This is a genomic window from Paenibacillus glucanolyticus, from assembly GCF_037333485.1.
GTDB lineage: Bacteria > Bacillota > Bacilli > Paenibacillales > Paenibacillaceae > Paenibacillus_AQ > Paenibacillus_AQ glucanolyticus.
Map to the genome: position 1 here is coordinate 3,101,278 of NZ_CP147845.1, position 26,036 is coordinate 3,127,313.

Sequence of the window (26,036 nt, forward strand, 5' to 3'; positions counted from 1 at the left end):
GCAGAGAATGACAATCGAAAAAAAAGAAGATCCTAGGGCTGTCCGCTCAAAGAAGCTGTTTAAACAAGCTGCACTATCTCTACTGATCGAACAACACTCCATCTCACAGCTAACCGTTCAGAAGGTAGCGGATCGCGCTGAATTGAACAGGGCCACGTTCTATCTGCATTTTGAAGACATCCACGATTTAATGTCGATTGTCACGAATGATATTTTTGACGAACTGTCAATAAAATTGGAGCCGTTGGTGAATTCCGAGATCCATGATAATCGGGAGGGCTTGACTGTGTTTTTGGATTATATCTATGAGAACCGGAAATTCTTTGCCGTATTGTTTGAGTATAAGCATTATGAAGGCAGACTGTTCGGCCTATTTAAACAGCTGATAGAAGCCCGAAGGGACAGAGCAAAAAACGAAGGCAGAATCTCAAAAGACTGGGTTTCCATTGAGATTCTCACGGCATCAATCATCGGCATCATCATGTGGTGGATTCGAGAAGGGATTCATTTCAGCTCTGAGCACATTGCAAACCAAATCACGCAATTGTATAAGAAATCGCCAATTACTTAATATGGAAAGAAGTCCCCACGGTAAGTATTTGCTGCTCTTGTAGAAGGAGCAGGCGCATGTCGATGACAGAGGAAATCCTGCTTCAACAGACGATCCAAAAGACCATGTTGATTCATCCTGGATCATTTGGTGTATACGTAGGTATAAATTCTTAACAAACAATTCATCGTGGCGGCGAATCCCGGTGCTGCTCTGGCATTCGTGGTGACCTATATCCCTAGACAGGAGCTGCATTTGGGATCGAAAAAGGGTGGCTTCTATGAGGTCACCCTTTTACTTGAGGTATCTACTTGCATTGCCGAGGGCTGCGCTGTGCAGCAGCTTCTCTTTTGTACGAGGACCGGAGTATCATATTTGGATTGAGAGTACAAAATTATGTTATCATGGTAAAACAACGAAAAATAAAAAGCTGAGCTGATACTTGGAGGGAGTAGTCATTAATAACGTCGCATTGAATGAAGCAATGACCATGCTAAAGAAGACGAGCCGAACGTTTTATATACCCATAAGTTATTTGGAATTAGGCTTAAGGGAGGCTGTTGCCTCTGCCTATCTATGCATGCGGGCAATAGATGAAATCGAGGATCATCATGAGCTCTCGAATGAACTGAAGATCGAACTGCTTCGTGGCATTTATGAAACATTTAAATCCCAGGATGATAGAATGGGTGTACCGCAAGCACATATTGTACTATCACCCTATCGGACGGTATTACCGGATGTTACGATGCAGCTGGACGAATGGGCCGCTCTGTGTCCCCCCACCGCAGCTCCAATCGTATATCGTTACACTGCTAAGATGTCGTTACATATGGCTGACTGGGTTCAGCACGGATGGAACATTCATACCGAAGAGGATTTGGACAAATACACCTACAGCGTTGCCGGAATGGTTGGTGAAATGCTGTCAGAGCTTTGGTTATGGTATGATGGAACGCAATCCGATTTAACGAAGGCCGTTGCTTTCGGAAGAGGGCTGCAAGCGGTGAATATTCTCCGAAATCGGGAGGAGGATCTTAAACGTGGCGTTGACTTTTATCCTGACGGATGGGGATTCAAGGAAATGCAGCAGTACACTCGGCGCAATTTGCAAACCGCAGACTCTTATGTTGCAGACCTGAAACATGGTCCAGCATTAAAATTTTGCAAGATTCCACTGGCGTTAGCTCACGCTACGGTGAACCTCATCTCCGCAGGTGGAAGCAAATTAACAAGAGATGCCGTTCTGAAAATTGTAAATCGTGTGACAGGATAACATCCCTTGTCGCATCTAGAGAACAAGAAGCCGGAAGCTATGGGTAACGGCTTCTTTTCTGTTTGTTCTGATAAAGAGCCGATGTATGCCGCAGCTGAAGCAGTTGCTCAACGGCTTCTTGTCATTTGTAGTCATGTTAGTTTTTAATGCGAGCATATGCCGAAGGCTGGTGCTGGTAGTGAACCAAAAATGTTATTATGGCTAACCGAGAACTATAGCTTAACGAACAGCGGCAGTCCAGGACGTTCTCGTCTTGGCTGCCGCTGTTTTGGGTGGATTCACAGGGTCATCAACAATATCAAGCGGAACAATAGAAGGTAAGTTTGACATGAAGCCAAAAAGGGTCTGAACAAAATAGTTGACATTATTAAACTACAGATGTAGTATTGAATTGTAACTACAGCTGTAGTCTTACTTAAAAAATTATAGCAAAGGAGCATTACAAAAATGAAAGCACCAACAAAAGTGGCAATAGCAGCATTAAGTTGCATTCTATTGCTAGGTTCTTCCGTAAACCTTGGGGCAGAGGCGGCATCCACCAAAGGGGCCCCGAAAAACGTTGTTGGCAAAGCGGCCAAACCAGCCAAGTCCATATCTGCGGAGGACAAAAAGTTTATCGAAAATGAGATCAACCGCGTTAAGGAGTTAACTAAGAATTCAGATGATATGTATGTCTTATATCATAAATACAAGGAACTGAATAGCGGATTCGATCTTAGTTATTGGGGAGGGATTCATCAGTACACCTCATACGAAAACTATTTGAAAAAGGCATCTGCCCTGGAAGGCTCCATCTTGGTGCATCCTTCAAACCTGCCAAAAGGATATAAGTTTTCCAAGGCCAGGATTGAAGGGCCAACGAAAGGAAAGTTCAATGATGAAGTGAGAGCCGAGGGCAAGAAAAGCGGAAAACCTATCTACATGAAAAAGATAGATTGGAAAGAGGCTGTAACTATCCGCCTTGAGTATATAAAAGGGAAAGACACACTGGCCATTTCCAAACATGCATTGGACTCAGAAGGAAGTGCAAAAAAAGGATTCTTTGAAGATGACTTCCCGGCTCATATTTATCCCAAATACGTTTATTGGCATACCGACAAATTCGAATATAGTATTTCAACCTCAACGAATATGCCTAAGAAACAAAAGATCGAGATTCTGAAAGCTGCGGTCAAAGAATAACTTTTTGTGATCCAGTCTATAAGTTTTATGCACAGACTATACGGCTAGTTATTGCATGTAACAGAGAGATAACGTTATTCTCTGCCAAAACGTGTTGACATTACGAAACTACAGATGTAGTATTTATTTAAACTACACATGTAGTCTGAGTAAATTGATTTTGGAGGTTTCATGCATGAATTACATACCACCGATTACCGAAGCAGAACTGGAAATTATGCGCGTCCTATGGACAAATCCGGATTCTCCTTCCAGTCACGTCGTACAACAGATGACCGAACGAATGGAATGGAGCCCCAATACAACCAGGACGCTCCTCAGTCGATTGGTGCAGAAGGAAGCGGCTGGGGCGAAGCCGGGAACGAATTCGAAGCGCACCCAGCTGTTTTATCCTCTCATTAGCGAACAGGAATATCTGCGATCAGAAACCAAATCCTTTATGAAAAAGCTGTATGGCGGAGCTTTACATCCAATGCTGGCTAATTTCTTGAAAGATAAAAAGCTGAATGCGCAGGAAATCGAGGATCTGAAGGCTTTATTTGATGAAAACGGCAGCTGCGGTGAAGCAGAAAAGAGAGATACGTGATGAGTCCTTCCTTGCATGAAAGTCTTTTGTCTGTTTTTGGCTGGGTCCTGCGTGGATCATTCATGGCTGGCATCTTAATTGTTCTTATCCTGGCCCTGCAGTTTCTAATGAAAAACAAGCTTGAATCCAGATGGAAATACTTGCTTTGGATTCCTGTGGTGATCCGCTTGCTGCTTCCTTCGGCACCGGAATCTTCATTAAGCTTATACAATGTTTTTTCTCTGGAGGCTATAGCGCCCGGTATTCATCAGCAAACCCAAGGCTTGTCATTCTGGCATAAATGGTGGAAAGAATCAGGTACCGAGAGCGAAATAGCAGTTCAAGCGGAGCCAACTTTCATTGCAGAGAGAAATGGCTTCATAAGAGAAGCTGCGGGAGCAACCGATCCGTCTCAACTATCGGTACACTCGCAGGATAGGCCAATGTGGTGGAGTGGGTTCAAGCAATTGAGCTTCACCAATATGCTAATGTTGGCTTGGTTATCCGGTGTTCTGATCCTAACCGTAAAAACAGTATGCGATCAGCTTCGACTAAAACAAGCTCTCCGCACAGGACGTCCTATTGAAACTCCTCGTTTATCATCATTGTTCGATGAAACGAAGCTGCTGTTGGGTGTGAAGCGTAAGGTGCGGTTTGTGGCATCGGAACACATTCCCGGGCCTGCGGTGGTCGGTTTTTATAAACCTGTGGTTGTTATTTCACCTCGTTTGCTTGTTACGTTGAAAAAGGAGCAGATTCAATATATTCTGGCGCATGAGTTCGCCCATATACGACGCTGGGATGTGGCCATGAACTGGATCATGCACATCGTTCTGATCCTTCATTGGTTTAATCCATTAGTATGGCTCGCCGTACATAGAGCAAGGCAGGATCAGGAAATAGCCTGCGACGCATGTGCCCTGGACCGGCTGAGCCCGCAAAAAAACAATGCATACGGGCAAACGATCATTCATGTGCTGGAGCATTTTTCAGGCAGCCCTCATCAGCCTGGACTTGCTGCCCTGTCTGCGACGCATAAACAATTAAAAAGGAGACTTACCATGATCAAACAATTTCAGAAAAAATCTTATCATATGTCCATCCTCGGGATGACAATGATTCTCGCCCTTGGCAGCGTAACATTGGTTGATGCAAAAGAAAGCGATGCAAAAAGCACAGCGCAAACGGCTTCCGTTCAATCGGAACAGGATTCAAAAGCCGCCCTGAATAAACCATGGAATTATAATCTTCCCGAGCAAATTACGGCTTCTTCGGTGAATCTTGAGAGCTATACTAAAGAACAAGAAAAAGCCGTGAAAAAAGCAACGGAAGCAGCGAAGCTTATACCTGCAGAGGACATAAAGTTTATCGAAAATGAGATCAATCGAATTAAGGAGCTAACGCTGGAGTCCGATGATATGTACGTCTTGTTTCATAAATACAAAGACTTGAACAGCGGATTGGATTTAAGTTATTGGGGAGGGATCCAACAATACACAGCATACGAGGACTACTTGAACAAAGCTGCTACGCTGGAAGGCTCCATCTTGAAGCACCCTTCAAATCTGCCAGCGGGGTATACATTTTCCAAAGCGAGAATTGAAGGTCCGATCGAAGGAAAATTCATCAATGAAGTCAGAGCCGAAGGTAAGAAGAGCGGTAAACCTATCTATGCGAAAAAGATAGACTGGAAAGAGGCGGCAACCATCCGTCTTGAGTATAGTAACGGGAAAGACGTATTGGCAATTTCCAAATCTACATTAGACTCTGAGGGAAATACGAAAAAAGGATTCTTTGAAGATGACTTCCCCGCTCATATCTATCCAAAATACGTTTTTTGGCATACCGACAAATTCGAATACAGTATTTCAACCACAACGGATATGCCCAAGAAACAAAAAATTGAAATCCTGAAGGCAGCGGTAAAAGAATAACGATTTTGGTCCATCTATGTAATTCTATATTAGACCCATGCCATTCTGGAAACAGGATGGCATGGGTTCTTTAGACTGCCAAATTGTCCTGAACAAAACATGTTGACATTAGCAAACTAGAATTATAGCATGGATGTAACTACATGCGTAGTTTGAATTGAATTGACTTTGGAGGTTTCATATATGAACCCAATACCACCCATTACGGATGCAGAGCTGGAAATTATGCGCGTCTTGTGGGCAAATCCGGATTGCCCATCCAGTGAAGTCGTGAAACAAATGACGGATCGAATGGGGTGGAGCCCGAATACGACCCGAACGCTTCTCAGCCGTCTGGTGCAGAAGGAAGCAGCGGGTGCGAAGCTGGAAAAGGGCTCAAAACGCACCCAGTTATTTTACCCGATTATCACTGAAGAGGAGTACCTGCGGTCCGAAACCAAATCTTTTATGAAAAAACTGTATGGTGGATCATTAAAGCCGATGCTGGCCAACTTTTTGCAGGATAAAAAGCTGAGCGCACAGGAGATTGCGGATCTGAAAGTTTTATTTGACGAGAACGGGGGAGACGAGGAGCCCAAAAAAAAAGGATAACACATAAGCAGGAATTAAAAATTGTGTGATAGCGGGTGGGGATATCATGAAATTGGAAAGATTGATATCGATGATCTACAAGCTGTTAAACCACGAGGTTTTATCCGCCTCCACCTTGGCCGAAGAGTTTCAGGTTTCCCCAAGAACCATCTATAGAGATATCGATGTGATCTGTGCAGCCGGCTTTCCGGTCATATCGTATCAGGGAAACAAAGGTGGATTTGGCATCATCGACGGATTTAAAATGGATAAAAGCTTGCTCGGTTCGTATGATGTCTCTACTTTGATCACGGTGCTCAGCAGCCTCTCCTCGGTATTTGAAGACGGCCGTGCGCAAGGAACCATTGAACGATTGCAAACGATTGAAACGGAGTATCGGTCTTCCAGTTTAGCGGTGGATTTTGAAACCCATCGTACGGATTTTGGAGCACTTCCTGTTTTGCGCACGGCCATTACGAAGCGTAATATCATCCGTTTTGATTACATTAATGGAAAGAATGAACTTACAACCCGTGAGATGGAGCCTGTGAGACTTCATTTTAAATATAGCAATTGGTATATCTATGGTTATTGCATGAAACGGCGAGATTATCGAGAATTCCGGCTATCCCGGATGATGAATTTGTTCTTAACAGAGGAAACCTTTCAGCCGCGTCACGATACGGACGAGATTGGTTTGTCTAATGGGGCAGGGCAAGATCAGGTGGAGGACGTAGTGATCCGAGTGGGAGCTGATGCTTTAGCAGAAGCGATGGATCAGTTTCACCAGGTGGAGAAGCAATTTCATGAAGACGGCAGCATGATCATGCGAATTCCTGTTAACAAGCCTTTGCAAGCACGCTGGCTTTGGTCTATACTGCTGGGTTTTGGCAGCGGGGTCGAAGTCCTTGAACCTTCTGTACTGCGAGAAATTTTAAGAGAAGAGCTCCAGAATACACTTAAACATTATGAAGTATGAAGTCGTATGACAAGCAGTTGTCATGCGAGTTTTTATATATGCTAAACCACACTATCATTCCATCGTCAAGGAATTCTGGACCGCATTGTATATAATTAACTGTGACCGCAATCCAGACGGTATAATCCAGTTTGATTTTATCAACAAGAGGATTATAATAGGTTTATATAGTTAAACGAATAAACGGAAGGCGGGAGCTATATGAGCCAGAAAACGGAGCATATTGTGCAACAATTCAAAGAATGCATTCCTTTGCTGGACGTGCTGACAGATGAAAAACGCCAAGCCATCATTTTACTGCTTGCGCAGCATAAAGCGGGGCTTAATGTCAATACAATAGCAGAGCACATCAATTTGTCCAGACCTGCCGTCTCTCATCATCTGAAGGTATTGAAGCAGTCGGGTTATGTAAGCTTTGAAAAAAAGAGTGTGGAAAATTACTATGTACTGACTGTTCGCAAACCACTGGATCAGCTCAAATCATTAATTGCGGCCATCGAAGAGTGCACGAGCCTTCCAGACAAGTAAGAGATATTAAGGGCAGCTTGTTTTATCGTCTGATTGGTCCATATGTTTAAACATAACAACATAATAGGAGTGATGTGTGATGAAAGCCATGACAATCGAGAAATACGGAAAAAATGTTCCCTTGCTACTGACAGAAATGCCTGTGCCTCATGTCGGGGAACAGGATGTGCTGGTGGAAATTTATGCCGCAAGCTTAAATCCTATCGACATTAAAATCAAAGAAGGAAAGGCAAAATTTCTCCTGCACTATGAGTTTCCACTGATCGTGGGAAATGATTTTTCCGGAGTCGTCGTCAAGGTGGGCGAGAAGGTTAAAACATACAAACCTGGAGATGAAGTATACGGCAGACCCCGCAAAAACAGAATCGGGACACTAGCCGAATATATTGCGGTTCATGAAGAGGATATATCTCTGAAGCCACGGAATCTGAGTTTTGAACAGGCGGCTTCCATACCACTGGTCGGGCTTACGACTTACCAAGCCTTTTACGATATATTGAACCTTCAAAAAGGCCAGAAAATATTAATTCACGCAGGATCAGGGGGCGTAGGCACTTTTGCTATCCAGCTTGCTAAACAGATGGGAGCCTATGTTGCGACTACAGCTAGCGAGAAAGGTTACGATTTAGTCAAATCACTTGGTGCCGACCGGATCATTAATTATAGAGAAGAGAAATTCGAAGAACTGCTGTGGGGATATGACGCGGTGTATGATACATTAGGGGGTGAAGTGCTGGAAAAATCTTTTCGAGTCCTCAAACCCAATGGAAGAATCGTATCCATCTCCGGTTGGCCAAACGCAAGATTCGGTAAAGAAGCACAGTTAGGATGGATCAAGACGTTCCTGTTGTCCATGGTTAGTCGTAAGATCACGAGCCTGGAGAAGAAAAGTCACACGAGGTATGATTTTCTCTTTATGAAACCAAGCGGAGCGCAATTACAGCTGATCAGGGAATGGATTGAAGCAGGTCATCTTCAACCTGTGATAGATAAGGTATTTGAATTTAAAGATGCCGCTCAGGCGCTTCAGTATCTTGAAGGCGGAAGTGCCAAAGGAAAGGTTGTTGTTACTGTGAAGGAGTTATAATAGAACAATAGAGCCCTATGGTAATCTAAGTTGTCTTACACACTGTAGAGAACAAGGAGTGGTAGAAATTGGCACGTGTTTTGTTTATCAATGGCGGATCAGAAGGGCATGTCAATCCAACGATTGGAGTTGTGCAGGAGCTTGTGTCGCGCGGGGAAGAAGTTGTGTACTTTTGTGCAGAAGCTTTTCGGGAGCGTATTGAGAAGACAGGGGCTTCGACGCGAACATTCGACGATCAACAATTCATCAAAGCCTTTATCTCAGGTGGAAGAGATTATTTGCTTGAAAGGATCAACGGTCTCTTACTTACGGCGGATATCGTCATACCAAGCGTTCTTGAACAGATCAAGGGAGAACAGTATGACTACATCATTCATGATTCCATGTTTGGTTGCGGACGTTTGCTCTCCCAAATTCTTAGGCTTCCAGCCATCAATTCCTGCACCTCATTTGCACAAACCAAAGAATCCTTCGATCACACGCTGAAGCATTTTTTCGAACAGGTTCCTGCTGAAGTTGTTAAATCCATAGAAGATAAATATCAAAGCCTGACGGCAAGTGTGTGCAAAAAATACGGCGTAGAAATACATTCGCCATTTGAAGTGTTTTGTAATCCCGCTCCCCTTACCCTCGTATATACAACCCGAGAGTTTCAATATGAAGGAGAGGCATTCGACCCAACGTATCAATTTGTAGGACCCTCCATTTCTTCGCGATTGAATCAGGAGCCCTTTGACTTTACTGCAATCGAGGGAGGAGAACCCATTTACATTTCACTGGGTACGGTCTTTAACCAGGCGCTGGAATTTTACAAGCTTTGTTTAGAGGCATTTGGGAACACGCGTTACTCGATTGTCATGTCGATTGGACATCAGATCCGTTTATCCGATTTAGGGGAAATCCCGGAAAACTTCATCGTAAAACATTATGTTCCGCAAACTGATGTACTGCAGTACGCCAAATTGTTTATCACACATGGTGGAATGAACAGTGTCCACGAAGGTCTCTATAACGGAGTTCCGTTAATTGTAATTCCACAGAGCGCGGATCAGCCTGTAATCGCAAGGCAAGTGGCTAATGTCGGAGCAGGCATCACCTTATCCATGCAAAGCTTGACCGCAAATGAACTTCGTGAAGCTGCAGATCAAGTGTTAAACAACCTGTCTTTCAAGCAAGCTGCTGAACACATGAGGAACTCGTTTCTAGAATCAGGCGGGTATTATCAAGCAGTGGATGAGATATTCAAATATAAAAGTCAATACAATATCTAGCTGCCGAAGATGGCAGCTTTTTTTTGACTTCACGTGGGCGAATGATTGACGAACTTGTATATAGTGTATATATTATATATATACGGTATGCATTCAACTTCGACTGTGAGGTGTACAGAACATCAACATTATTATATCCAACGCATCCAGCGATCCGATTTACATACAGATTATCAATCAGATTCGACAAAGCATCCTCAGTGGAGAAATGCAGGCAGGGGACAGCCTTCCCTCGATTCGGCAGCTTGCGAAAGACTTGCAGGTTAGTGTAATTACAACGAAGCGCGCCTATGAAGAGCTGGAGAAAGAAGAGCTCATCGACTCCGTTGTGGGCAAGGGCTGCTTCGTATCAGGAGCCAATAAGGATTTTATCAGGGAACAGCGCATGAAGAGACTGGAAGAGAAGATGCTGGAGATCATTCGGGAAAGCAAGGAGTTAACCATGAGTCAACAAGATCTCATCGATCACTTGAACCTATTGTTTGAGGAGGACAACACCCCATGAATGCAATCGAATTGCGCAATTTAACCAAAAAATATCCTCTGTTTTCCGTTGATCGGATATCTCTGGACGTGAAACAAGGCTACATTACCGGACTCATCGGTCCGAATGGCGTGGGTAAAAGCACTTTAATCAAGATGATACTCGGCATCGTTCGCCCGGACTCCGGCAGCGTCAAAATATTAGGCAATGATATGCCTGCACATGAGGTCGATATCAAACAGCGTATTGCCATTGTCTCGGATGATTGCTTCTATTATGAGCATCTCACGATATCCGACACCAAGAAAATGATTGCGCCCTTCTATAAGAAATGGAATGACAAGAAATTCAACAACTATCTGGAACAATTCGAGTTGTCACCCAAAAAGAAGATTGCCGACTTGTCCAAGGGGATGAAAATCAAGTTTGCTCTTGCTGTGGCATTATCTCACGCGGCTGAGCTGCTTATCATGGATGAGCCGACCTCGGGTCTGGATCCTGTATTTCGAAGGGAACTGCTGGATCTGCTTGCGGATATGATGCAGGACGAGAGAAACACAATCATCTTCTCGAGCCATATTACGACGGATTTGGATCGTATTGCCGACTATATAACGTTTATTAATCGGGGGAAGATTGTGTTTAACGAAACGAAAGAAGAAGTCATGGAGAGATACGTTATTGTGAAGGGCGACAAGCAGCTGCTGGATTCCGACATTCGAAATGACTTTATCGGGCTTCGTGAGACAGCAGTTGGTTTCGAAGGTTTAGTGGATGACAGGCAGGAGGCGGAACGATTGTTTGGAGGGTATGCTCTGTTGGAGAAGCCATCCTTAGAAGACATCATGTATTTTACCGCCAAAGGAGGACGAATCCATGCTTAATCTGCTTCGTAAAGACTTCATTGCAATCAAAAGCTCACTTTGGACGATCCTCATGTATCTGGCTGTATTCAGCCTCGCTTTTATACCAAGCAGCGAGATATCATTTCATTTCGTTGGAATCTATACAGCTTTCGGAGCGGTTATTCTCGTTACCATGATCGATATCAAAAACAATAACCATCATTTTCTGGTCACACTTCCGATTAGCCGCAAGCATATCGTGCAAGCGAAATACTTAACAGCCATTGTATATACGTTATTTGGAATTCTGGCCTCCTACGGAATTCACTGGATCGTTAGACTTGCTGTCCCACAGCTCAACAAACCGGATAATTCGATTGCAGCTATACTGGTGTCCATGGGAATCGTGCTTGTTCTCATTTCAATCTATATGCCGCTTTTTTATGCGCTGAACAAGAAAGGAGCCGGCATCATTAATGCGGTATTCATGATCGCCCTCATTGTTCTGGCGCAGCCCGCAGCTTTCCTCATGCAGCAGATCAGCGTAAATGGAGGCATTGGCGGTAGGGCATTGCTGTTAATCCCCGTTGGCCTCATCCTGTTATGCATCGGTTCCTATTACTTGACGGTGTATTTGTTTAACCGGAAGGACATATAAGCTCCACGAAGGTGGCCGTTCAGCATGAATCGGCTGCCTTTTCTGTAGGAAATAATAGACCGATCAATCCTATTCCAGCAAACAGAATAAAACTAAACGGGTAACTGGTCATCTCTATCAATCTTCCAGCAAAGAAAGAGCCGAGCGATTGCCCAATGCCCAATGCTAGGAAAGATAAGCTTACTCCCAAAGCTGGTAGGACGCTAAATATTCTAGTTGCCCAAACGATAAACAAACCTGTTAGGAATATATAGGAACTCCCAAATAACGCTGCGGAAAAATAATGAGTCCAATTCAATGGAACCGTAAGAAGAACTATAGAAATAAACAATAAAAATAGAAGGAGGCGGTAAGACCAGGCTAACCCGAGTTTTTGGATAAACCCGCCTGCTGCTCCGCCTACAATACCAGCCACCCCCATTATGATCCAAAAGACCACACTTTCATTTGTTGTCATATTATATTCAACCGTTATATAGCTTCTTGAAAATGTCCAGTAAATGGATGAACTTATACCACTTATGAGGGAAGCTAATAATAAAAACTTCGATTTATTCATGACGGATAGCCAATTCATTTTTTGATCCATAGCTTGTTTCTGGTCATAACGAGATGGAATAGAATAATAATTCCAATACAACACGCCTATAGCGATAATAGCAAAGAAAATATACGATAGTCGCCAATGTTCCGCAAAAAGTAATACAATGGGACCTGTTAAAATGACGCCAAAACTTGTTCCACTGTTTATCCATGTGTTCCCCTGATCAAGCTCTTGTTTGGAGAGTGCACTTTGCGCCGCTTGACTTAATGCGGGGGAGGCCAAGCCACTGCCAATACCAGCGATAAACATGCTAATCACCAGGTGCAGATAAGATTGTGCAGAAGCAATTCCTGACAACCCCAAAACTGCCGTCAGACCCGCAATGACTATTACCCTGTGTTGTCCCAGCTTTTTAATTAAGGCTGCAGAAACAAGTAAAGCGATTGAATATGATAGGTAAGCAGTAGAGCCGACAAGCCCGCCGTCGCTTTCGCTTAATTCTAAAGAATTTGAAATATCGGGAAGAAACAACCCGAAACTTAAACGAGCTAAAGCATACGTTACAGCAATCATGGCCAAGCCCGGAAACACGATTTTCCACACGATACGATCACCTCATAATGTAGATTACCCAAAAATAGATAGAACGATCATTCTATTTTAGATCAAATAAATGACTTAACCACATTAAGAAAATAATTTCTCAACAGAGTATGCTAATTCTTGAGCGACTGTTTCTACCTCAAATACTTCCGCCAATGCTGTAGCTCCTTCAAATAATAAGACTAGTCGAATAGCTTCTCTTATATCTAACCCTTTTTCTTGAAAAAAGGTTAACAAGTGATTTTTATGTGCTTCTGCAAAACCGACAATTTCACTATTCTCCGACTGCTCCAGAGAAAATTCTTCTTTTGCCCTTAAGAACATACATCCATTTGAATCGTAAGAACGTATCCAGTCCATGTGAGCTTTTGCTAATGCTTGTGCTAATTCAGCGTTTGTTTTTTTGTCCAAGCAATCATTTAATGAGTTAAGATATCTTGTTTCTCTTCTTTTTAGTACTTCCAGGATCAAATCTTCTTTGGAATCAAAATGATTGTATAAGGTCATAAGAGCAACACCGGATTGTTTGATGATCTGCTTAAGACCTACAGTATGGAACCCATGTTTATCAAATAAACGTTCGGATTGTTCAAGCAACTGTTCTCGTTTTTTACTCATATGGCATCCCGTCCTTTGGATATAACGATCGCTCTATTTTATCCCAATGTCTTATGTTAAGCAACCATTACAAATGCATATCGTATCCTTAATAGTAGATGACACCTAAGACGGGGATTTAATGACAGCTACGCTGCCCGCAACATGAGAATTAGAGTTCTCTATGAAACAATAGTTTACATAATAAATGTTATGATCCTATCTCATTTAGCAACCTATATTCCATATTTTATCAAATTCATTATCTGGTTCTACTGGGACCTATATCTTGTTTGCATCGATCTGCCATGAGATACTGTGTAATATAAGTTTCCAACTACAGTTATGATTATGAACGAAGAGGGATCAAGACCAAGACCATGGCAAACGGAAGTTCTGACGTTGTATAATGACGTCATCCAGGTCCGACCGCCGTACAAACCAAGTGAACATGTCATGAAGGGGGACGTATGAAAAAAGCTGACGCCAATCTAATGAAAGAAATCAACTTAAACAATGTTCGTCAAGCCATGAAGTTAGTCGAGACGGCTACCAAACCCCAATTGGCTTCGTTGACCAACCTGAGTGTCGTAACGGTGAATTCCTTGGTTAAAGAACTGCAGGAGCTTGGAGAACTGTTTGAAGACGACACGGTTCCGTCCAATGGAGGAAGACCTGCGTTAACTTATAAATACAATTATGATCATAGCCTTGCTCTTGTGATCTATATAAAGGAGAATGACGGTCAGGAACTGATTTCGGCTACCGTCGTGAACTTAAGAAACGAATCACTGGATAAAAAAGATGTCATCCTGTCCGTGTTCCAACGCAAACGAATGTATCAAATGATCGAGCAATTGGTGGGACTATATCCTTCAATCAAAGTCATCGGCATTGGCATACCCGGGCAGGCCGTGAATGGCGAGATTATGGTCAGCAGCCATCGCGAGCTGATGGGAGTCCGGTTGATCGAGGAGTTGGAAACGCAATTCAAGTTACCCATTATGGTCGAGAATGACGTAAATGCAGCTATTTTCGGATATGCCATGAATCAAGACTTGGAAGAAGACCAGTGCATGCTCGGAATCTACTTGCCCCAATCCTATCCTCCCGGTATGGGCATTTATCTGAACGGAAAGATATTTCGAGGCAAGAATGGCATGTCTGGCGAAGTGAAATATCTCCCGCTCGGCCTGGACTGGGCAGGGGAGATGGACCCAAAGCTATTTATAGACGGAATATGTCGGTTGATTCAAACCGTAAACATTGTATTGGCACCTGACAGAGTGGTGATTTATCAAGATATCGTTGATCCTGAAACCTTGCAAGCAGCGTGGAAAGCATTCAACAGGGAACATTGGATGCCGTCGGATCCGGATCTGATCTGGGAACAAACCTTCCAACAGGATTTCGAATCGGGATTACGCAAGCTCACACTGCAAGAGTTAGAGCCAGCCCAGAATAGGAGTGCCAGCCACAGCCCCTGGAATTAGAATCCGGGGGTTTTTCGGAGATAAACGATTGACAAAGGTGCAAAGCTGCAGCATATTAATAAATATACTTTATAAAGATCCTTTATTAATGGAGTGGAAGAGGGTGTACGTTTGGCAACTTGGTTTTTGGTCATTATTTATTTGGCTTTTATTAGCTTGGGACTACCGGATTCCCTGCTGGGGTCGGCTTGGCCGGTTATCTGGCCGGATATCGGTTCTTCCGTAGGTTCTGCCGGCATCATCTCCATGATCATCGCAGGAGGAACCATCGTTTCGAGTCTTGCCAGCGGTTCCATGATTCAACGCTTCGGGACCGGCACCATCACATTGGTCAGTTGTTTTCTGACCGCCGGTGCTTTGCTCGGCTTCTCCATGGCGCCGTCCATGGCCTGGTTCGTCGTGATGGCCATCCCTTTGGGTTTAGGCGCAGGTGCTGTGGATGCGGCCTTGAACCATTATGTAGCCGATAACTATAAGGCGCATCACATGAATTGGCTGCACTGTTTCTGGGGAGTCGGGGCCACGATGGGACCGATTATTATGTCCGCTTCCATTGCCGACCATAACTCTTGGAGATCGGGTTATACTGCCGTTGCAGTCATTCAGTTTGCGCTGGTTGTGATTCTCCTTGTTACGCTGCCGCTGTGGAAACGTGTGGCAGCCAAACGTGTTCATGTCGGTCAAAACGATGAGTCCCATGGACGCCTCGATCAGGATACGCCGGCGCCGTCAAGGCTAACACCGACTGCAAAAGCCAACTTGTTCGGCATCCGGGGCGTGAAACCCTCCCTGCTCGCATTTCTATTCTACTGCGGCGTGGAAACCACCGTGGGATTATGGGGAGCGAGTTACCTCGTCGGTACTGGAAATATCACGGCAGAGAAGGCCGCCCTCTGGATATCCCTGTATTACGGGGGCATAACGATAGGAAGGCTGGTCACCGGTTTCATCACGCTGAAAGTGTCCAACCGATGGCTGATTCGTTACGGACAACTTGTTACAATTGTCGGCGGTATCATCTTGCTGCTTCCATTGCCCATTTCCTCTTCGCTGGTCGGCATCATTCTGATCGGACTTGGACTTGCTCCGATTTATCCAGGCCTGTTGCATGAGACGCCAGCCCGATTCGGACGAGAGAATTCCGCCAGGTTGATGGGATTCCAGATGGCCTTTGCTTACACGGGAACAACAACGATACCCCCTTTGTTCGGACTGGTCACGACCCAATTCAGTATCGGATTATTTCCGTACATCGTGCTTGCTTTACTGGTCCTGATGTTCTTGAGTGCCGAGATTGTGAACCGGATTTTGGGTAAACAGGTGCTTGGTACCGGGTAGTTAGAAAGGTTCGAGATGGTTTATAAGTCATTTCGAACCTTTTTTTAAAGACGCTATCGCTGACGATCCGTGATGTGACCATGAAATTCTAATGCAATACATCTAAACCCGCCATTAAAGGCTGCCCAGCCAGGCGGGCTTTTTATCTTCTAGACATGAACAGCAAAGCATGGAATAAGGATAGGATCATAGGACCCGGCACCTAATCGAGAAGTTTTGCGTATTATTTTCCAAATAAGGGTAATAACTCGAAACCATCGAAAGGCGTGATCCAATCGTGAAACCAAAACGCTCCGTATTCTTGAAAATGTCGGTATTCGTCATAGCGTTATCGCTAACAGCGTGCTCAGGAAATGGAACAACGGAACCTGTCGCCACACCTGAAACACCACCACCGGTGAATGAAGAAGTTCCGGCACCTGAGACAGATAACGAACAATCCCCGAAAGAGACGCGTCCCGAGAGTGAAACTTTTGACATCATGACCGGCGAAGGCAACCAGCCGCATTCCGCCAGCTTGCAGCAAGGCGAAGGTTTTTCCTTATATGTGTTTGAGAATTTCGATTTCGATGCTGCGAAGGGACGTCTTTTTCTCACCAGCAATCCGGAATACTATGTAGATATCGAATTGCTGCCAGCCGATTATGATCTAACGGAACTTGAAACGGCAGGCCAGGAGGAATTGAAAGCGTTTGGGGAAGTATCCAATCACAGCGGTGAGCTTGTCGAGCATCCGCTCGGTTCCGCAGAGCTCTACCTTCAAACCTCAAGCGAGGAAGGAATCCGCGATTATATCGTATGGCAGTCAGAGACTGGCGATGCTTTCTTGTTCCGTCTTCGCAATCCAAAAGGCGAAGAGGCTTCGGATTTTGCCGGACCAGTTCTCGTCTCGTTATCTACGGTTCAAATCGATTCATAATGAATGAGGTCAGGCAGCAGGATCTTGGCCAAAGGGACATCCGTTTCTTTAGGAACGGATATCCCTTTTTTTTATGTTTTACAAAGTCCAAATCTGCAGCCTAGCTCATGCCAATTTGTGTTAAAATCGAAAAATAACAACTGTTCCGTGATGATCGGAGCATCGATATTACCCTTTCATGCTCAGGAGGATTTCAGATATGCAAAAGCGAATTTTGCTCGTTGAAGACGACCATGACATTCATCAGTTGATTGAAAGCCAGCTGCAGCAGGATCATTACCATGTAGATTCGGCACGCGACGGGGAGGAAGCCGTTGCTCTTTTTCACAGCGGGAAGTTCGATCTTATATTGCTTGATTTGATGCTCCCCAAGATCAACGGGATGGATTTGCTTCGGCATTTCCGGGAGAGCAGCAAGGTTCCCGTCTTAATCATATCTGCGAAAGGCAGCGATCTCGACAAGGCCATGGGCCTTGGATTCGGAGCGGATGATTATATCAGCAAGCCTTTTTCCATGATCGAATTGACCGCAAGGGTTCAGGCTGCTATCCGCAGGGCAACGCTATACGCCGAAACGGACAGTAAATCTGCCGAACCTCCTGTTATTTCGTTTAAGGATTTGATCCTGGATTTGCATTCATTCTCTGTAAACGTAAGGGGACACCATGTCCCGCTCACCTCGAAGGAATTTCATATTTTGAAGCTCCTTATGACGAATCACAGCAGGGTATTCACCAAGGAGCAGATCTATCAATTCATTTGGGAAGATGATTATTACGGGAATGAGAACGTGATTAATGTACATATTCGAAGGCTTCGGGAGAAAATCGAAGAGGATCCGTCCACGCCGCAATACATTCGGACGATTTGGGGAATCGGATACAAGATGGGGGACTAGGCCATGATTCTTCTTTTATCCCTCATTATTGGAGTATTAGCTGCGATCATTGGCTGGCAATGGCATTCCACAAGAAAACGGAGCCATAGCATACTTGAAATTACAAGCACAATCTCCGATATTATGAAACATGATACCGCCGAGAAAGTGCTGGTGCCAACCGATGATGACCACATTAGGCAGCTGCTCATTCAGATCAACCGTCTTCTGGATAATAAACAGAAGATCTTTGCCGATTATGCCAGAACGAAGGACAGCCAAAGGAAAATGATCTCGAACATGTCCCATGATTTGAAGACACCCCTCACGGTCATTCTGGGTTATACGGAGAAACTGAATCAGAAACCTACGTTGACAGAGCAAGAGGAGGAGCGAGTCATTCTAAGACTGAACGAAAAAGTAAACAGTCTGATCGCATTGCTGAATCAATTTTTCGACCTGGTCAAAATCGAATCGGAGGACTATGATATCCCGTTAAGCAAAATATCACTTAGCGAGGTTAGCCGGAACAGCGTCCTTGAATTTTACGATCTGCTTGTATCCAGAAATCTTCGTGTTGAGATCGACATTCCCGAACTCCCCTTTTATTTCCTCGGTAACAAAGATGCGCTGCAGCGAATATTAAGCAATTTAATATCGAACTCCATTCGCTATGGAAGCGACGGAGGGGTGTTCGGTTTAACGGTTCGTGAAGAAGGGGAATTCGTAGCGCTTGACGTGTGGGATCATGGCAAAGGAATTGCCGAGATTCATCAGGAGCACGTATTTGAAAGACTCTATACGCTGGACGATGCCAGAAACCCGAATTTTCAAGGAAGTGGGCTGGGACTCAGCATTTCCAAACGTTTAACGGAGGAGATGAATGGATTGATTAGTCTAAGCAGCTCACAGGCTGAGAAAAAGACGACCTTTACTTGCAAGTTTAAAAAATTAACCTATTAAAATCATTCAAGAGATGTTGCTTCGTTGTTCAACGTCTCTTTTTTTATTCCAATCGCAACCGGCTGTTTCATTCTTAAGAAACATGTAAGGAATGGGAAAGGAATATCTTAATTCTTCAGTCTAAGATAAAGGTAACAAAGGAATACACATTGTAATCAAGGTGGTGCATCTTCCATGAATTTCATTATTCAAACTTCCGAACTAACCAAAACGGTGAAAGGAAAATCGATTGTATCCGGAGTTAACCTGAACGTGGGAAAGGGCGAGATTTATGGTCTGCTGGGTCCTAACGGCGCTGGCAAAACAACCATCATGAAAATGCTCACCGGACTCATTCTTCCGACCTCTGGAGCGATTATGTTGTTCGGTAAGCCATTTTCCGAAACTTCGAAAGAAGGATTGAAACGCGTAGGGAGCATCATTGAATACCCGATATTTTTCGAGCATATGACGGCTATGGAAAATCTTGAAATTCACTGCGAATACTTGGGTTATTATGATAAAAAGGCTATTCGTCAAGCGCTGGATTTGGTCCAATTAGCAGAAATCGAAGATAAAAAAGTGAAGGATTTCTCGCTTGGCATGAAGCAGCGCCTTGGCATTGCAAGGGCCGCCATCACCAAGCCGGAACTGATCGTGCTGGATGAACCTACAAACGGACTCGATCCCATCGGCATTAAAAACATGAGGGATTTGATTCGAACGCTGAATCAGGAATACGGCATCACATTTCTGTTGTCGAGCCATATCTTAGGGGAAATCGAGCAGGTTGCGGATCGGATTGGCGTCATACAAGACGGTCAAATGATCGACGAAGTGTCATTGTCGGACATTCGGATGCAGCGAACCGATTATATTGAGCTTCTAACCTCGAACGTGCAAAAATCCTCCTTTTTGTTAGAGCATGAGCTTCGAATTTCCAATATCAAAATCGTACAGGATCAGCGAATCCGAATCTATGATGGCGATATAACGCCAAGTCAAATTACAAAGCTCCTGATTGCGCATGAGATTGAGATCGAGGAGATCCAGAAGCATACCAGCACGCTGGAAGACTATTTCTATCATCAAATTCAAGGGAAGGGGTGAATCCCATATGATGAAGTTAATTGAGCTGGAATGGAAGAAGCTGGAGCGTAAGAAAGTGATAGGCGAAGCCATTACGTACTGGGTCATTCTCATGTTTTTGCCGATCTTTTTTCTCAAAGTGGTCTTTGCCGATATGCCGATGGTTCGTTTTGGCGAGAGTTATACAGCCGCGATGGATCTGATGCTGCCGATGCAGATGGGACTCCTCTTGTTCGGAGCGTCGCTGATCAATCATGTATTCATAGAAGAATATAAGAACAAGACGATAGCCCTATCATTCGGATATCCGCTCAGTCGAAAAAGACTCGTGGTAGCTAAAGTTCTATTTATCGTATTGGGGGTTTTCTTCGGCACGCTGGTATCCTTTGTGCTTAGCGGCATAGCGACCTATGCGCTTAATCAGATCATGAATGTCATTCCCGGAACACCAACCGTGGCTGAACTGATGAACTATGCGGTCCGGATGGTCATTCACTCCATTGTCGTTGCGCTTGCCTCGTTGATTCCGTTATTTTGCTTTGGGATATGGAAGAGGGCGGTCATCCCTACAGTCATTTGCGCTATTTTCCTGGCGCAGTTTCCTAATTTCCTCGGAATGATGGGGATTACATTGAACCTGGACTTTCTCTATGCGGTCCTCAGCGTATTAGGTGTAGTAAGCGTTTTGTTGTCTGTTAAATTCGTGAATATACTAGGGGATATATAAATGAGAGGATGTGGCGATATGACGATTGACGTCAAAACAGTATTGCTTCATAACGGAGAAAAGCTGACCTACAGAGAAAGAGCCGGAACTGAACCTCCTCTGTTATTGATACACGGGAATATGGCTTCTTCGGAGTTGTGGGAACCCCTATTAGAGCATGAAGGCATCACCCAGCGTATAATTGCAGCTGATATGCGCGGTTATGGCGAGTCCAGCTATCATCATCCCATAGGTGATATGAAGGATTTTTCTGCAGACCTATATGATTTCACAGAACAACTCGGTCTGAATGATGTCATGATTGTGGGTTGGTCGAATGGGGGAGGAATCGCCATGCAGTTTGCGGCCGATTATCCGGATCGTGTGCGAAAATTGATTCTGTTAGCCTCCATATCGACAAGAGGTTATGCAGCTGTGAATGCGGATGGCGATCGCCTACAGACCAAGGAACAAATTGCTAAAGACCCTGGACTTGCGATGACCTTTCAGGCTAATCAGGAGCAAAATCAGGACTATTTTGAACAGGCGCTGAATTACTTATTGTTCAATAATCATCAGCCGGATGCCGCAATCCGTACGAATTACATCAAAGCCTGCATGAAGCAACAAAATATGATCGATGTTGCCGATGCCGCCAATCGATTCAATATCAGCTCCTCATCGAACGGTCTTACCAATGGAACAGGAGATCTAAACCGAATTCAATGTCCGGTACTCGTCATCTGGGGCGTTCAGGATTTGATCACCACGCAGCAGATGACAGGGGAAATACTCGAAGACTTTGCAAGCCATGGCAAGTCGGTCCAATATATAACCCTGGACGCGGGTCACTTTCCGCTCATCGATGATTTATATGGATTGGTTGCTTCCGTGAATTCGTTTATCGCACTGCCTTAGAAATGAACCTGGGACAACAATCTCCATTGACAGAGATCAATGAAATGATTAAGGTGATGAATAGGACACAGGTTTCATTTATTTTGGAGGATATTTATGAATCAACGTTTTCGAATAACCAGATCCATGCAACAAAACGGTGAAGCTCAAGCGATTTCACTGGAGGAATGCAAACTCTATTTTTCATCTAGAGCTGATTTCACTTATCAGACAGCGTTAACCGTGAAAGGACCAGAGAGCACCATGTCGGTAGAAGGGGATTTCTTCATGTGGAACTATGAAGGAACGCATATTCCATTCCGACACTATATGGGGGACTTGTATGCAGCCATTACGCGTGAAGAGATCATGCCCGTCATGATCGAGATTGCAACGGATCTGCGTGCAGATATTGTGGAAGGCTGATGGGTTGCAAAATTTCTACGGTGGCTCATTGTTCAAGGCGTTTCTGATCGAATTTCCAGCCGAACAAGCAAATTACTCGAGCCGAATATACGGTGGCTGGTCCGGGCTCTCGGATTGCATTCAATGGATCAGCCTGCCAGCTGTATGAACGTTAAGAGGGTCTGTGGTATTATGAAGCGGTCTCCATTGAGGCAAGTTATGGCTTCCAGCGCTTCCTGGAGGCGGCCAAATTGAACTAAAGGCAGCAAAAAAGCCTTCAACCACCATTCAGTTGGTTGAAGGCTCACTTTTACAAAAGCATGCGAGTCCCATGGACAACTCGCATGCTTTTTTTTGTTCTACCCTTCAAGTTTATAGGGTTGTTCAGCCGCTCGCGGCTTCCATGCGGAAGCCAGGATGACGATAGCACTCCCCAAACCGATCCAGGTAAGCGTGGATACGGCATGATTCCAGTGCAGCCCGTTGCCGAAGAAGAACAGATCTCGAAGACCATCCACCATAAAACGCATCGGCAGCCATGAGTGTACCCAGTCCCGGTAGAAAGGAGACATCATCTCCGGAGCTAAAGCAAGCAGCGGTGCACCAAAGAACAGAATTAAGGCAAAGATGGCAATCCCTTTGATGCCCACAAGGGACATCACGGCGGAAATCATAAGGAAAAAGCTGAAGAAGGTAATGGATAAGAACACTGCTGTATCCGTAAACTGTGGGATATGCAGTCCGATCATGCTGCCAGCGAGCCAAGTTATGCCAAATCCCACGACTAATGATACAACGGCTCCCATGGCAATCTGGATGGATTTGGCTGCCAAGTTATCTTTGCGGGATGTAATCTTACTCTTGCTGACTGCTAAGAAGAGGACCGCCGCGCTTGCCATACAAGCCATCCAAAGCGGCTGGAAGAGAGAAATCGGGGAATTGCCGTTGGCGCTGTGGGTCCCGATTTCATTGACATTCGTTACCTTCTTGGTAATCGGATTTACCAGGCTGGAAGCCTGCTTCACGGATAGCGTTGCACCTTGGGCATCGAATCCTTCAAGGATCTGCGTGCGGACTTGGTTATTCATGTTATCCACGATGCCGTTCAGGATTTGTCCTGCCATGGTGGAAGCGGCCGTGTTCATGCCTTGATTGATGAAAATTTCAACTTCAGGCGATTCCGGCGCCGGACTGCTTAAGGAAACTTGCTTTGCACTGAAATCCGCAGGTATGACCAGCGCAGCGTAGTAATCCTGGTTATCCAAGCCGGCTTGTAATTCTTCCATACCGTCGACTTTGACCCACTTGACAGCCGGTTCCTCTCCAGATGCGGGCGAAGCGGTCTGTTCGATTGTGTCCAAGAACGTTTGCCAGATATTCCGCTTCGGTTGATTGGGAAGCTCAACTCCTTGATCCTCGTTGACAATGGCTACCGGCAGATTTTCGGGCTTGACTTGAACAGATGGAAATAACGTAAGCGAGAAAATAAAAATGACCACGAATGCCAGGATGGGCGCTACCCATACAAGTTTGTTATTCAAGACTTTCATCAACTTTCACTCCTATCGATGTCGAATGCCATCCATGACGAAAGTGATTGCCTCTTCAATTTCCTCGTCAGGGATGGAATCCATATTGAACAATACAAAACGCGAAATCATAAATCCGCCAATGAAACCGAAAACCAATTTCAATATTTTGTCGACCGGGATGTCGGCGAGTTCACCCCTTTCTTGGAAGGCTTCAATCAATTTCGTCAAGCGCGGTACAATCAGATCGGATACGTAAGGCAGGAATTCGTGCTTCAATTCTTCCTTGTATATGACCTCCTTGATAAGTACCTGAAAGATCTCCTTGTTTCCCCGGATGAATTCGATGCGATTATGAAGAAAGGTCCGCAAGAATCCTTCAAATGTCGAATCCCCATTGCTTATAATCTGATCCAGCGCATCGTTCGCCATGGAAGGAAAAAATTCCCTAATGTACGGGACGATAAGGGACAACAGCAAATGGTCCTTTGTTCCGTATTGCTTAAAGATACTTGCCTCAGATACCTCGGCGACCTTAGCGATTTCAGCCGTTGAGGTATTGGAATAGCCTTTATCAGCAAACAATGAAATGGCTGCCTCGACAATCCGTTGCTGCTTGACGGTTCGCTTGGTGGAGTGTATGGACAGGATTTCGTTAAACAGGTTGTGCTTGGGCAAAATTCGGTTCACCACTTTCAGTATGTCGATGATAACTTCAGCGAAAAGTAAGTAATCACTCACTTTGCTAATATGGTTTTAACACTGAAGTTGTCGATTTGTCAACAAAAAAAGTGAGTGCTTACTCACTTTTATCTATCATGCCGAACACCTTATCATGTATACTGTAACCAGATGATGATTAGACTCGTTTTGGCATCGAATAAGGAAAGGGCTAGATAAATATGGCAGAGCGTCTACATGGCCAAATGGTTGAAAGAACGCGCCAATTAATTAACATATAAAATCCATGATTTAAATCAATGAACAACGTGCTGATCATCGATCTGTTAACGGGTCCCGAATAACGCCATCGTGCGGTTTATGCACGAAGCCTATTGTATGGCGCAGCAGCTCTGATCTTCTATATGAAATAATGTACATAACAGCAAAAGGTGTTGTTTATCCAGCACATCAGATAATTCTGATCATTGTTGAAGTTTGCTTAAGTGATTATAATGAACTCATATAGAAAAACAACACGTTGTCTATTTGAGTGATGAGCAGAAAGGTGGAGTTTATCATGCCTGTCATCGAAATTGAGCATCTGACTAAGGATTATGGTCATCATCGAGGCATATTCGATGTTTCTTTTAACGTTGAGAAAGGGGATGTATACGGATTTCTAGGTCCCAATGGAGCTGGCAAAACCACAACCATCCGCCATATCATGGGATTTTCCCGTCCGCAGCAGGGACACACCTTAGTCAATGGGCGCAGGAGCTGGGACCATGCAGCAGATATTCAGAAGGAGCTGGGTTATTTACCGGGAGAAATCGCGCTGCCTGAGTCGCTCACCGGGACGCAGTTCATAAAAATGATGGCTGAATTACGCGGGATTACCGATATGACCTACACGCAATCTTTGGTAAAAAAATTTGCGCTCGACCCCTCCGGGAGCCTGAAACGGATGTCGCTTGGCATGAAGCGAAAGCTGGCTATTGTCACGGCGTTCATGCATGACCCGGCCGTGCTTGTGCTTGACGAGCCTACAAGCGGATTGGATCCCATGATGCAGGCTTTATTCATCGAGTTCATTAAGGAACAGAAGGCAAAAGGCAAAACGATATTGATATCGAGCCATATTTTCTCCGAGATTGATGCGACCTGTGACAAGATTTCCATCATTAAGGACGGCCGGTTAATCTCTTCGTTTGTGGCGGATGATTTGCGACATCAAGAATCCAAAACCTATGAAATCGAGTTCAAATCCGAAGTTGCATTCCAGCGTTTTGAACTTGAAGTGAAGGCTGAGCCCGAACTTGAAGTGCTTTCGTTGACGCCTTCCAAGCGGCAGACGATATTACGAATCCGGGATACGGATATCAATCGCTTTATTTCGTTCATTGCTGATTATGACATGAAGTTCTTCTCGGAGATCAAGTTCACCTTGGAGGATTATTTCATGAAGTTTTACGATCGCAACACAAGCCTTAAGGAAGGGGAGTAAA

Annotated in this window: 27 protein-coding genes; 23 read left to right on the forward strand and 4 right to left on the reverse strand. The window is 44.6% G+C overall.

What is annotated here, in order from left to right:
• The first annotated feature begins 7 nt into the window (after positions 1–7).
• The 13 genes from WDY75_RS14695 (at position 8) to WDY75_RS14755 (ending at position 11,929) form a co-directional block, all read left to right on the forward strand.
• Positions 8–571: a TetR/AcrR family transcriptional regulator gene (locus WDY75_RS14695; protein WP_006210444.1), complete on the forward strand. Its 564-nt coding sequence runs from the start codon at positions 8–10 to the stop codon at positions 569–571.
• A gap of 463 nt (positions 572–1,034) precedes the next feature.
• On the forward strand, positions 1,035–1,826 hold the full coding sequence (locus WDY75_RS14700) for a squalene/phytoene synthase family protein (protein ID WP_063480770.1): 792 nt from the start codon (positions 1,035–1,037) through the stop codon (positions 1,824–1,826).
• A gap of 447 nt (positions 1,827–2,273) precedes the next feature.
• Positions 2,274–3,008 (forward strand): hypothetical protein, encoded by a 735-nt coding sequence (locus WDY75_RS14705; RefSeq protein WP_063480666.1) that lies wholly within the window; start codon positions 2,274–2,276, stop codon positions 3,006–3,008.
• A gap of 175 nt (positions 3,009–3,183) precedes the next feature.
• Positions 3,184–3,594, forward strand: a complete 411-nt coding sequence (locus tag WDY75_RS14710; RefSeq protein ID WP_063480667.1) for a BlaI/MecI/CopY family transcriptional regulator — start codon at positions 3,184–3,186, stop codon at positions 3,592–3,594.
• A complete protein-coding gene (locus WDY75_RS14715; RefSeq protein ID WP_063480668.1) occupies positions 3,594–5,507 on the forward strand; it encodes a M56 family metallopeptidase in 1,914 nt (637 codons plus the stop codon). Before WDY75_RS14710 ends, WDY75_RS14715 begins: the two co-directional genes overlap by 1 nt.
• Before the next feature lie 183 nt (positions 5,508–5,690).
• On the forward strand, positions 5,691–6,098 hold the full coding sequence (locus WDY75_RS14720; RefSeq protein WP_063480669.1) for a BlaI/MecI/CopY family transcriptional regulator: 408 nt from the start codon (positions 5,691–5,693) through the stop codon (positions 6,096–6,098).
• 46 nt (positions 6,099–6,144) lie between these two features.
• The gene (locus WDY75_RS14725; protein ID WP_006210433.1) at positions 6,145–7,056 is read left to right on the forward strand and encodes a helix-turn-helix transcriptional regulator; all 912 of its coding nucleotides are present in this window, start codon (positions 6,145–6,147) and stop codon (positions 7,054–7,056) included.
• A 201-nt stretch (positions 7,057–7,257) separates the two neighbouring features.
• Positions 7,258–7,584, forward strand: a complete 327-nt coding sequence (locus tag WDY75_RS14730; protein WP_006210432.1) for an ArsR/SmtB family transcription factor — start codon at positions 7,258–7,260, stop codon at positions 7,582–7,584.
• A gap of 79 nt (positions 7,585–7,663) precedes the next feature.
• Positions 7,664–8,671 carry an NADP-dependent oxidoreductase gene (locus WDY75_RS14735; RefSeq protein ID WP_063480670.1) on the forward strand — a complete coding sequence of 336 codons (1,008 nt, stop codon included), beginning with the start codon at positions 7,664–7,666 and terminating at the stop codon, positions 8,669–8,671.
• Positions 8,672–8,739: 68 nt separating this feature from the next.
• The gene (locus tag WDY75_RS14740) at positions 8,740–9,942 is read left to right on the forward strand and encodes a macrolide family glycosyltransferase (protein ID WP_063480671.1); all 1,203 of its coding nucleotides are present in this window, start codon (positions 8,740–8,742) and stop codon (positions 9,940–9,942) included.
• Positions 9,943–10,063: 121 nt separating this feature from the next.
• Positions 10,064–10,447: a GntR family transcriptional regulator gene (locus tag WDY75_RS14745; RefSeq protein WP_040680669.1), complete on the forward strand. Its 384-nt coding sequence runs from the start codon at positions 10,064–10,066 to the stop codon at positions 10,445–10,447.
• Positions 10,444–11,310, forward strand: a complete 867-nt coding sequence (locus WDY75_RS14750) for an ABC transporter ATP-binding protein (RefSeq protein WP_063480672.1) — start codon at positions 10,444–10,446, stop codon at positions 11,308–11,310. Before WDY75_RS14745 ends, WDY75_RS14750 begins: the two co-directional genes overlap by 4 nt.
• Positions 11,303–11,929, forward strand: coding sequence for an ABC-2 transporter permease (locus tag WDY75_RS14755; protein WP_006210428.1), 627 nt, complete (start codon positions 11,303–11,305; stop codon positions 11,927–11,929). The genes WDY75_RS14750 and WDY75_RS14755 overlap by 8 nt, the downstream gene beginning before the upstream one ends.
• Before the next feature lie 19 nt (positions 11,930–11,948).
• On the opposite strand, the gene WDY75_RS14760 is transcribed toward WDY75_RS14755, so the two are convergent.
• Together WDY75_RS14760 and WDY75_RS14765 are read right to left on the reverse strand one after the other, a co-directional pair.
• Positions 11,949–13,076: an MFS transporter gene (locus WDY75_RS14760; RefSeq protein WP_063480673.1), complete on the reverse strand. Its 1,128-nt coding sequence runs from the start codon at positions 13,074–13,076 to the stop codon at positions 11,949–11,951.
• Between the two features lie 84 nt (positions 13,077–13,160).
• Positions 13,161–13,694, reverse strand: coding sequence for a TetR/AcrR family transcriptional regulator (locus WDY75_RS14765; protein ID WP_063480674.1), 534 nt, complete (start codon positions 13,692–13,694; stop codon positions 13,161–13,163).
• A gap of 449 nt (positions 13,695–14,143) precedes the next feature.
• Here WDY75_RS14765 and WDY75_RS14770 point away from each other — a divergent pair, with 449 nt between their 5' ends.
• From WDY75_RS14770 to WDY75_RS14810, 9 genes are all read left to right on the forward strand, one after another.
• Positions 14,144–15,166 (forward strand): ROK family protein, encoded by a 1,023-nt coding sequence (locus WDY75_RS14770; protein ID WP_063480675.1) that lies wholly within the window; start codon positions 14,144–14,146, stop codon positions 15,164–15,166.
• A 111-nt stretch (positions 15,167–15,277) separates the two neighbouring features.
• On the forward strand, positions 15,278–16,504 hold the full coding sequence (locus WDY75_RS14775; RefSeq protein ID WP_063480676.1) for an MFS transporter: 1,227 nt from the start codon (positions 15,278–15,280) through the stop codon (positions 16,502–16,504).
• A gap of 277 nt (positions 16,505–16,781) precedes the next feature.
• On the forward strand, positions 16,782–17,423 hold the full coding sequence (locus tag WDY75_RS14780; RefSeq protein ID WP_063480677.1) for a hypothetical protein: 642 nt from the start codon (positions 16,782–16,784) through the stop codon (positions 17,421–17,423).
• Positions 17,424–17,622: 199 nt separating this feature from the next.
• Positions 17,623–18,321, forward strand: a complete 699-nt coding sequence (locus tag WDY75_RS14785; RefSeq protein ID WP_063480678.1) for a response regulator transcription factor — start codon at positions 17,623–17,625, stop codon at positions 18,319–18,321.
• A gap of 3 nt (positions 18,322–18,324) precedes the next feature.
• Positions 18,325–19,263 (forward strand): sensor histidine kinase, encoded by a 939-nt coding sequence (locus tag WDY75_RS14790; protein ID WP_063480679.1) that lies wholly within the window; start codon positions 18,325–18,327, stop codon positions 19,261–19,263.
• Positions 19,264–19,437: 174 nt separating this feature from the next.
• Complete coding sequence (locus tag WDY75_RS14795; RefSeq protein ID WP_006210419.1) at positions 19,438–20,352, forward strand: ABC transporter ATP-binding protein; 915 nt, start codon at positions 19,438–19,440, stop codon at positions 20,350–20,352.
• A gap of 7 nt (positions 20,353–20,359) precedes the next feature.
• Positions 20,360–21,058 (forward strand): ABC transporter permease, encoded by a 699-nt coding sequence (locus tag WDY75_RS14800; protein ID WP_063480680.1) that lies wholly within the window; start codon positions 20,360–20,362, stop codon positions 21,056–21,058.
• A gap of 18 nt (positions 21,059–21,076) precedes the next feature.
• On the forward strand, positions 21,077–21,955 hold the full coding sequence (locus WDY75_RS14805) for an alpha/beta fold hydrolase (protein WP_063480771.1): 879 nt from the start codon (positions 21,077–21,079) through the stop codon (positions 21,953–21,955).
• A 96-nt stretch (positions 21,956–22,051) separates the two neighbouring features.
• The gene (locus WDY75_RS14810) at positions 22,052–22,360 is read left to right on the forward strand and encodes a hypothetical protein (RefSeq protein WP_063480681.1); all 309 of its coding nucleotides are present in this window, start codon (positions 22,052–22,054) and stop codon (positions 22,358–22,360) included.
• Positions 22,361–22,698: 338 nt separating this feature from the next.
• Here the strand turns inward: WDY75_RS14810 and WDY75_RS14815 are convergent, their stop codons facing one another.
• Positions 22,699–23,889, reverse strand: a complete 1,191-nt coding sequence (locus WDY75_RS14815) for a YhgE/Pip domain-containing protein (RefSeq protein WP_063480682.1) — start codon at positions 23,887–23,889, stop codon at positions 22,699–22,701.
• A gap of 12 nt (positions 23,890–23,901) precedes the next feature.
• Positions 23,902–24,546: a TetR/AcrR family transcriptional regulator gene (locus WDY75_RS14820; RefSeq protein ID WP_063480683.1), complete on the reverse strand. Its 645-nt coding sequence runs from the start codon at positions 24,544–24,546 to the stop codon at positions 23,902–23,904.
• A 562-nt stretch (positions 24,547–25,108) separates the two neighbouring features.
• Between WDY75_RS14820 and WDY75_RS14825 the strand changes: the two genes are divergently transcribed.
• Positions 25,109–26,035 (forward strand): ABC transporter ATP-binding protein, encoded by a 927-nt coding sequence (locus tag WDY75_RS14825; RefSeq protein WP_063480684.1) that lies wholly within the window; start codon positions 25,109–25,111, stop codon positions 26,033–26,035.
• The last annotated feature ends 1 nt before the right edge of the window (position 26,036 follow it).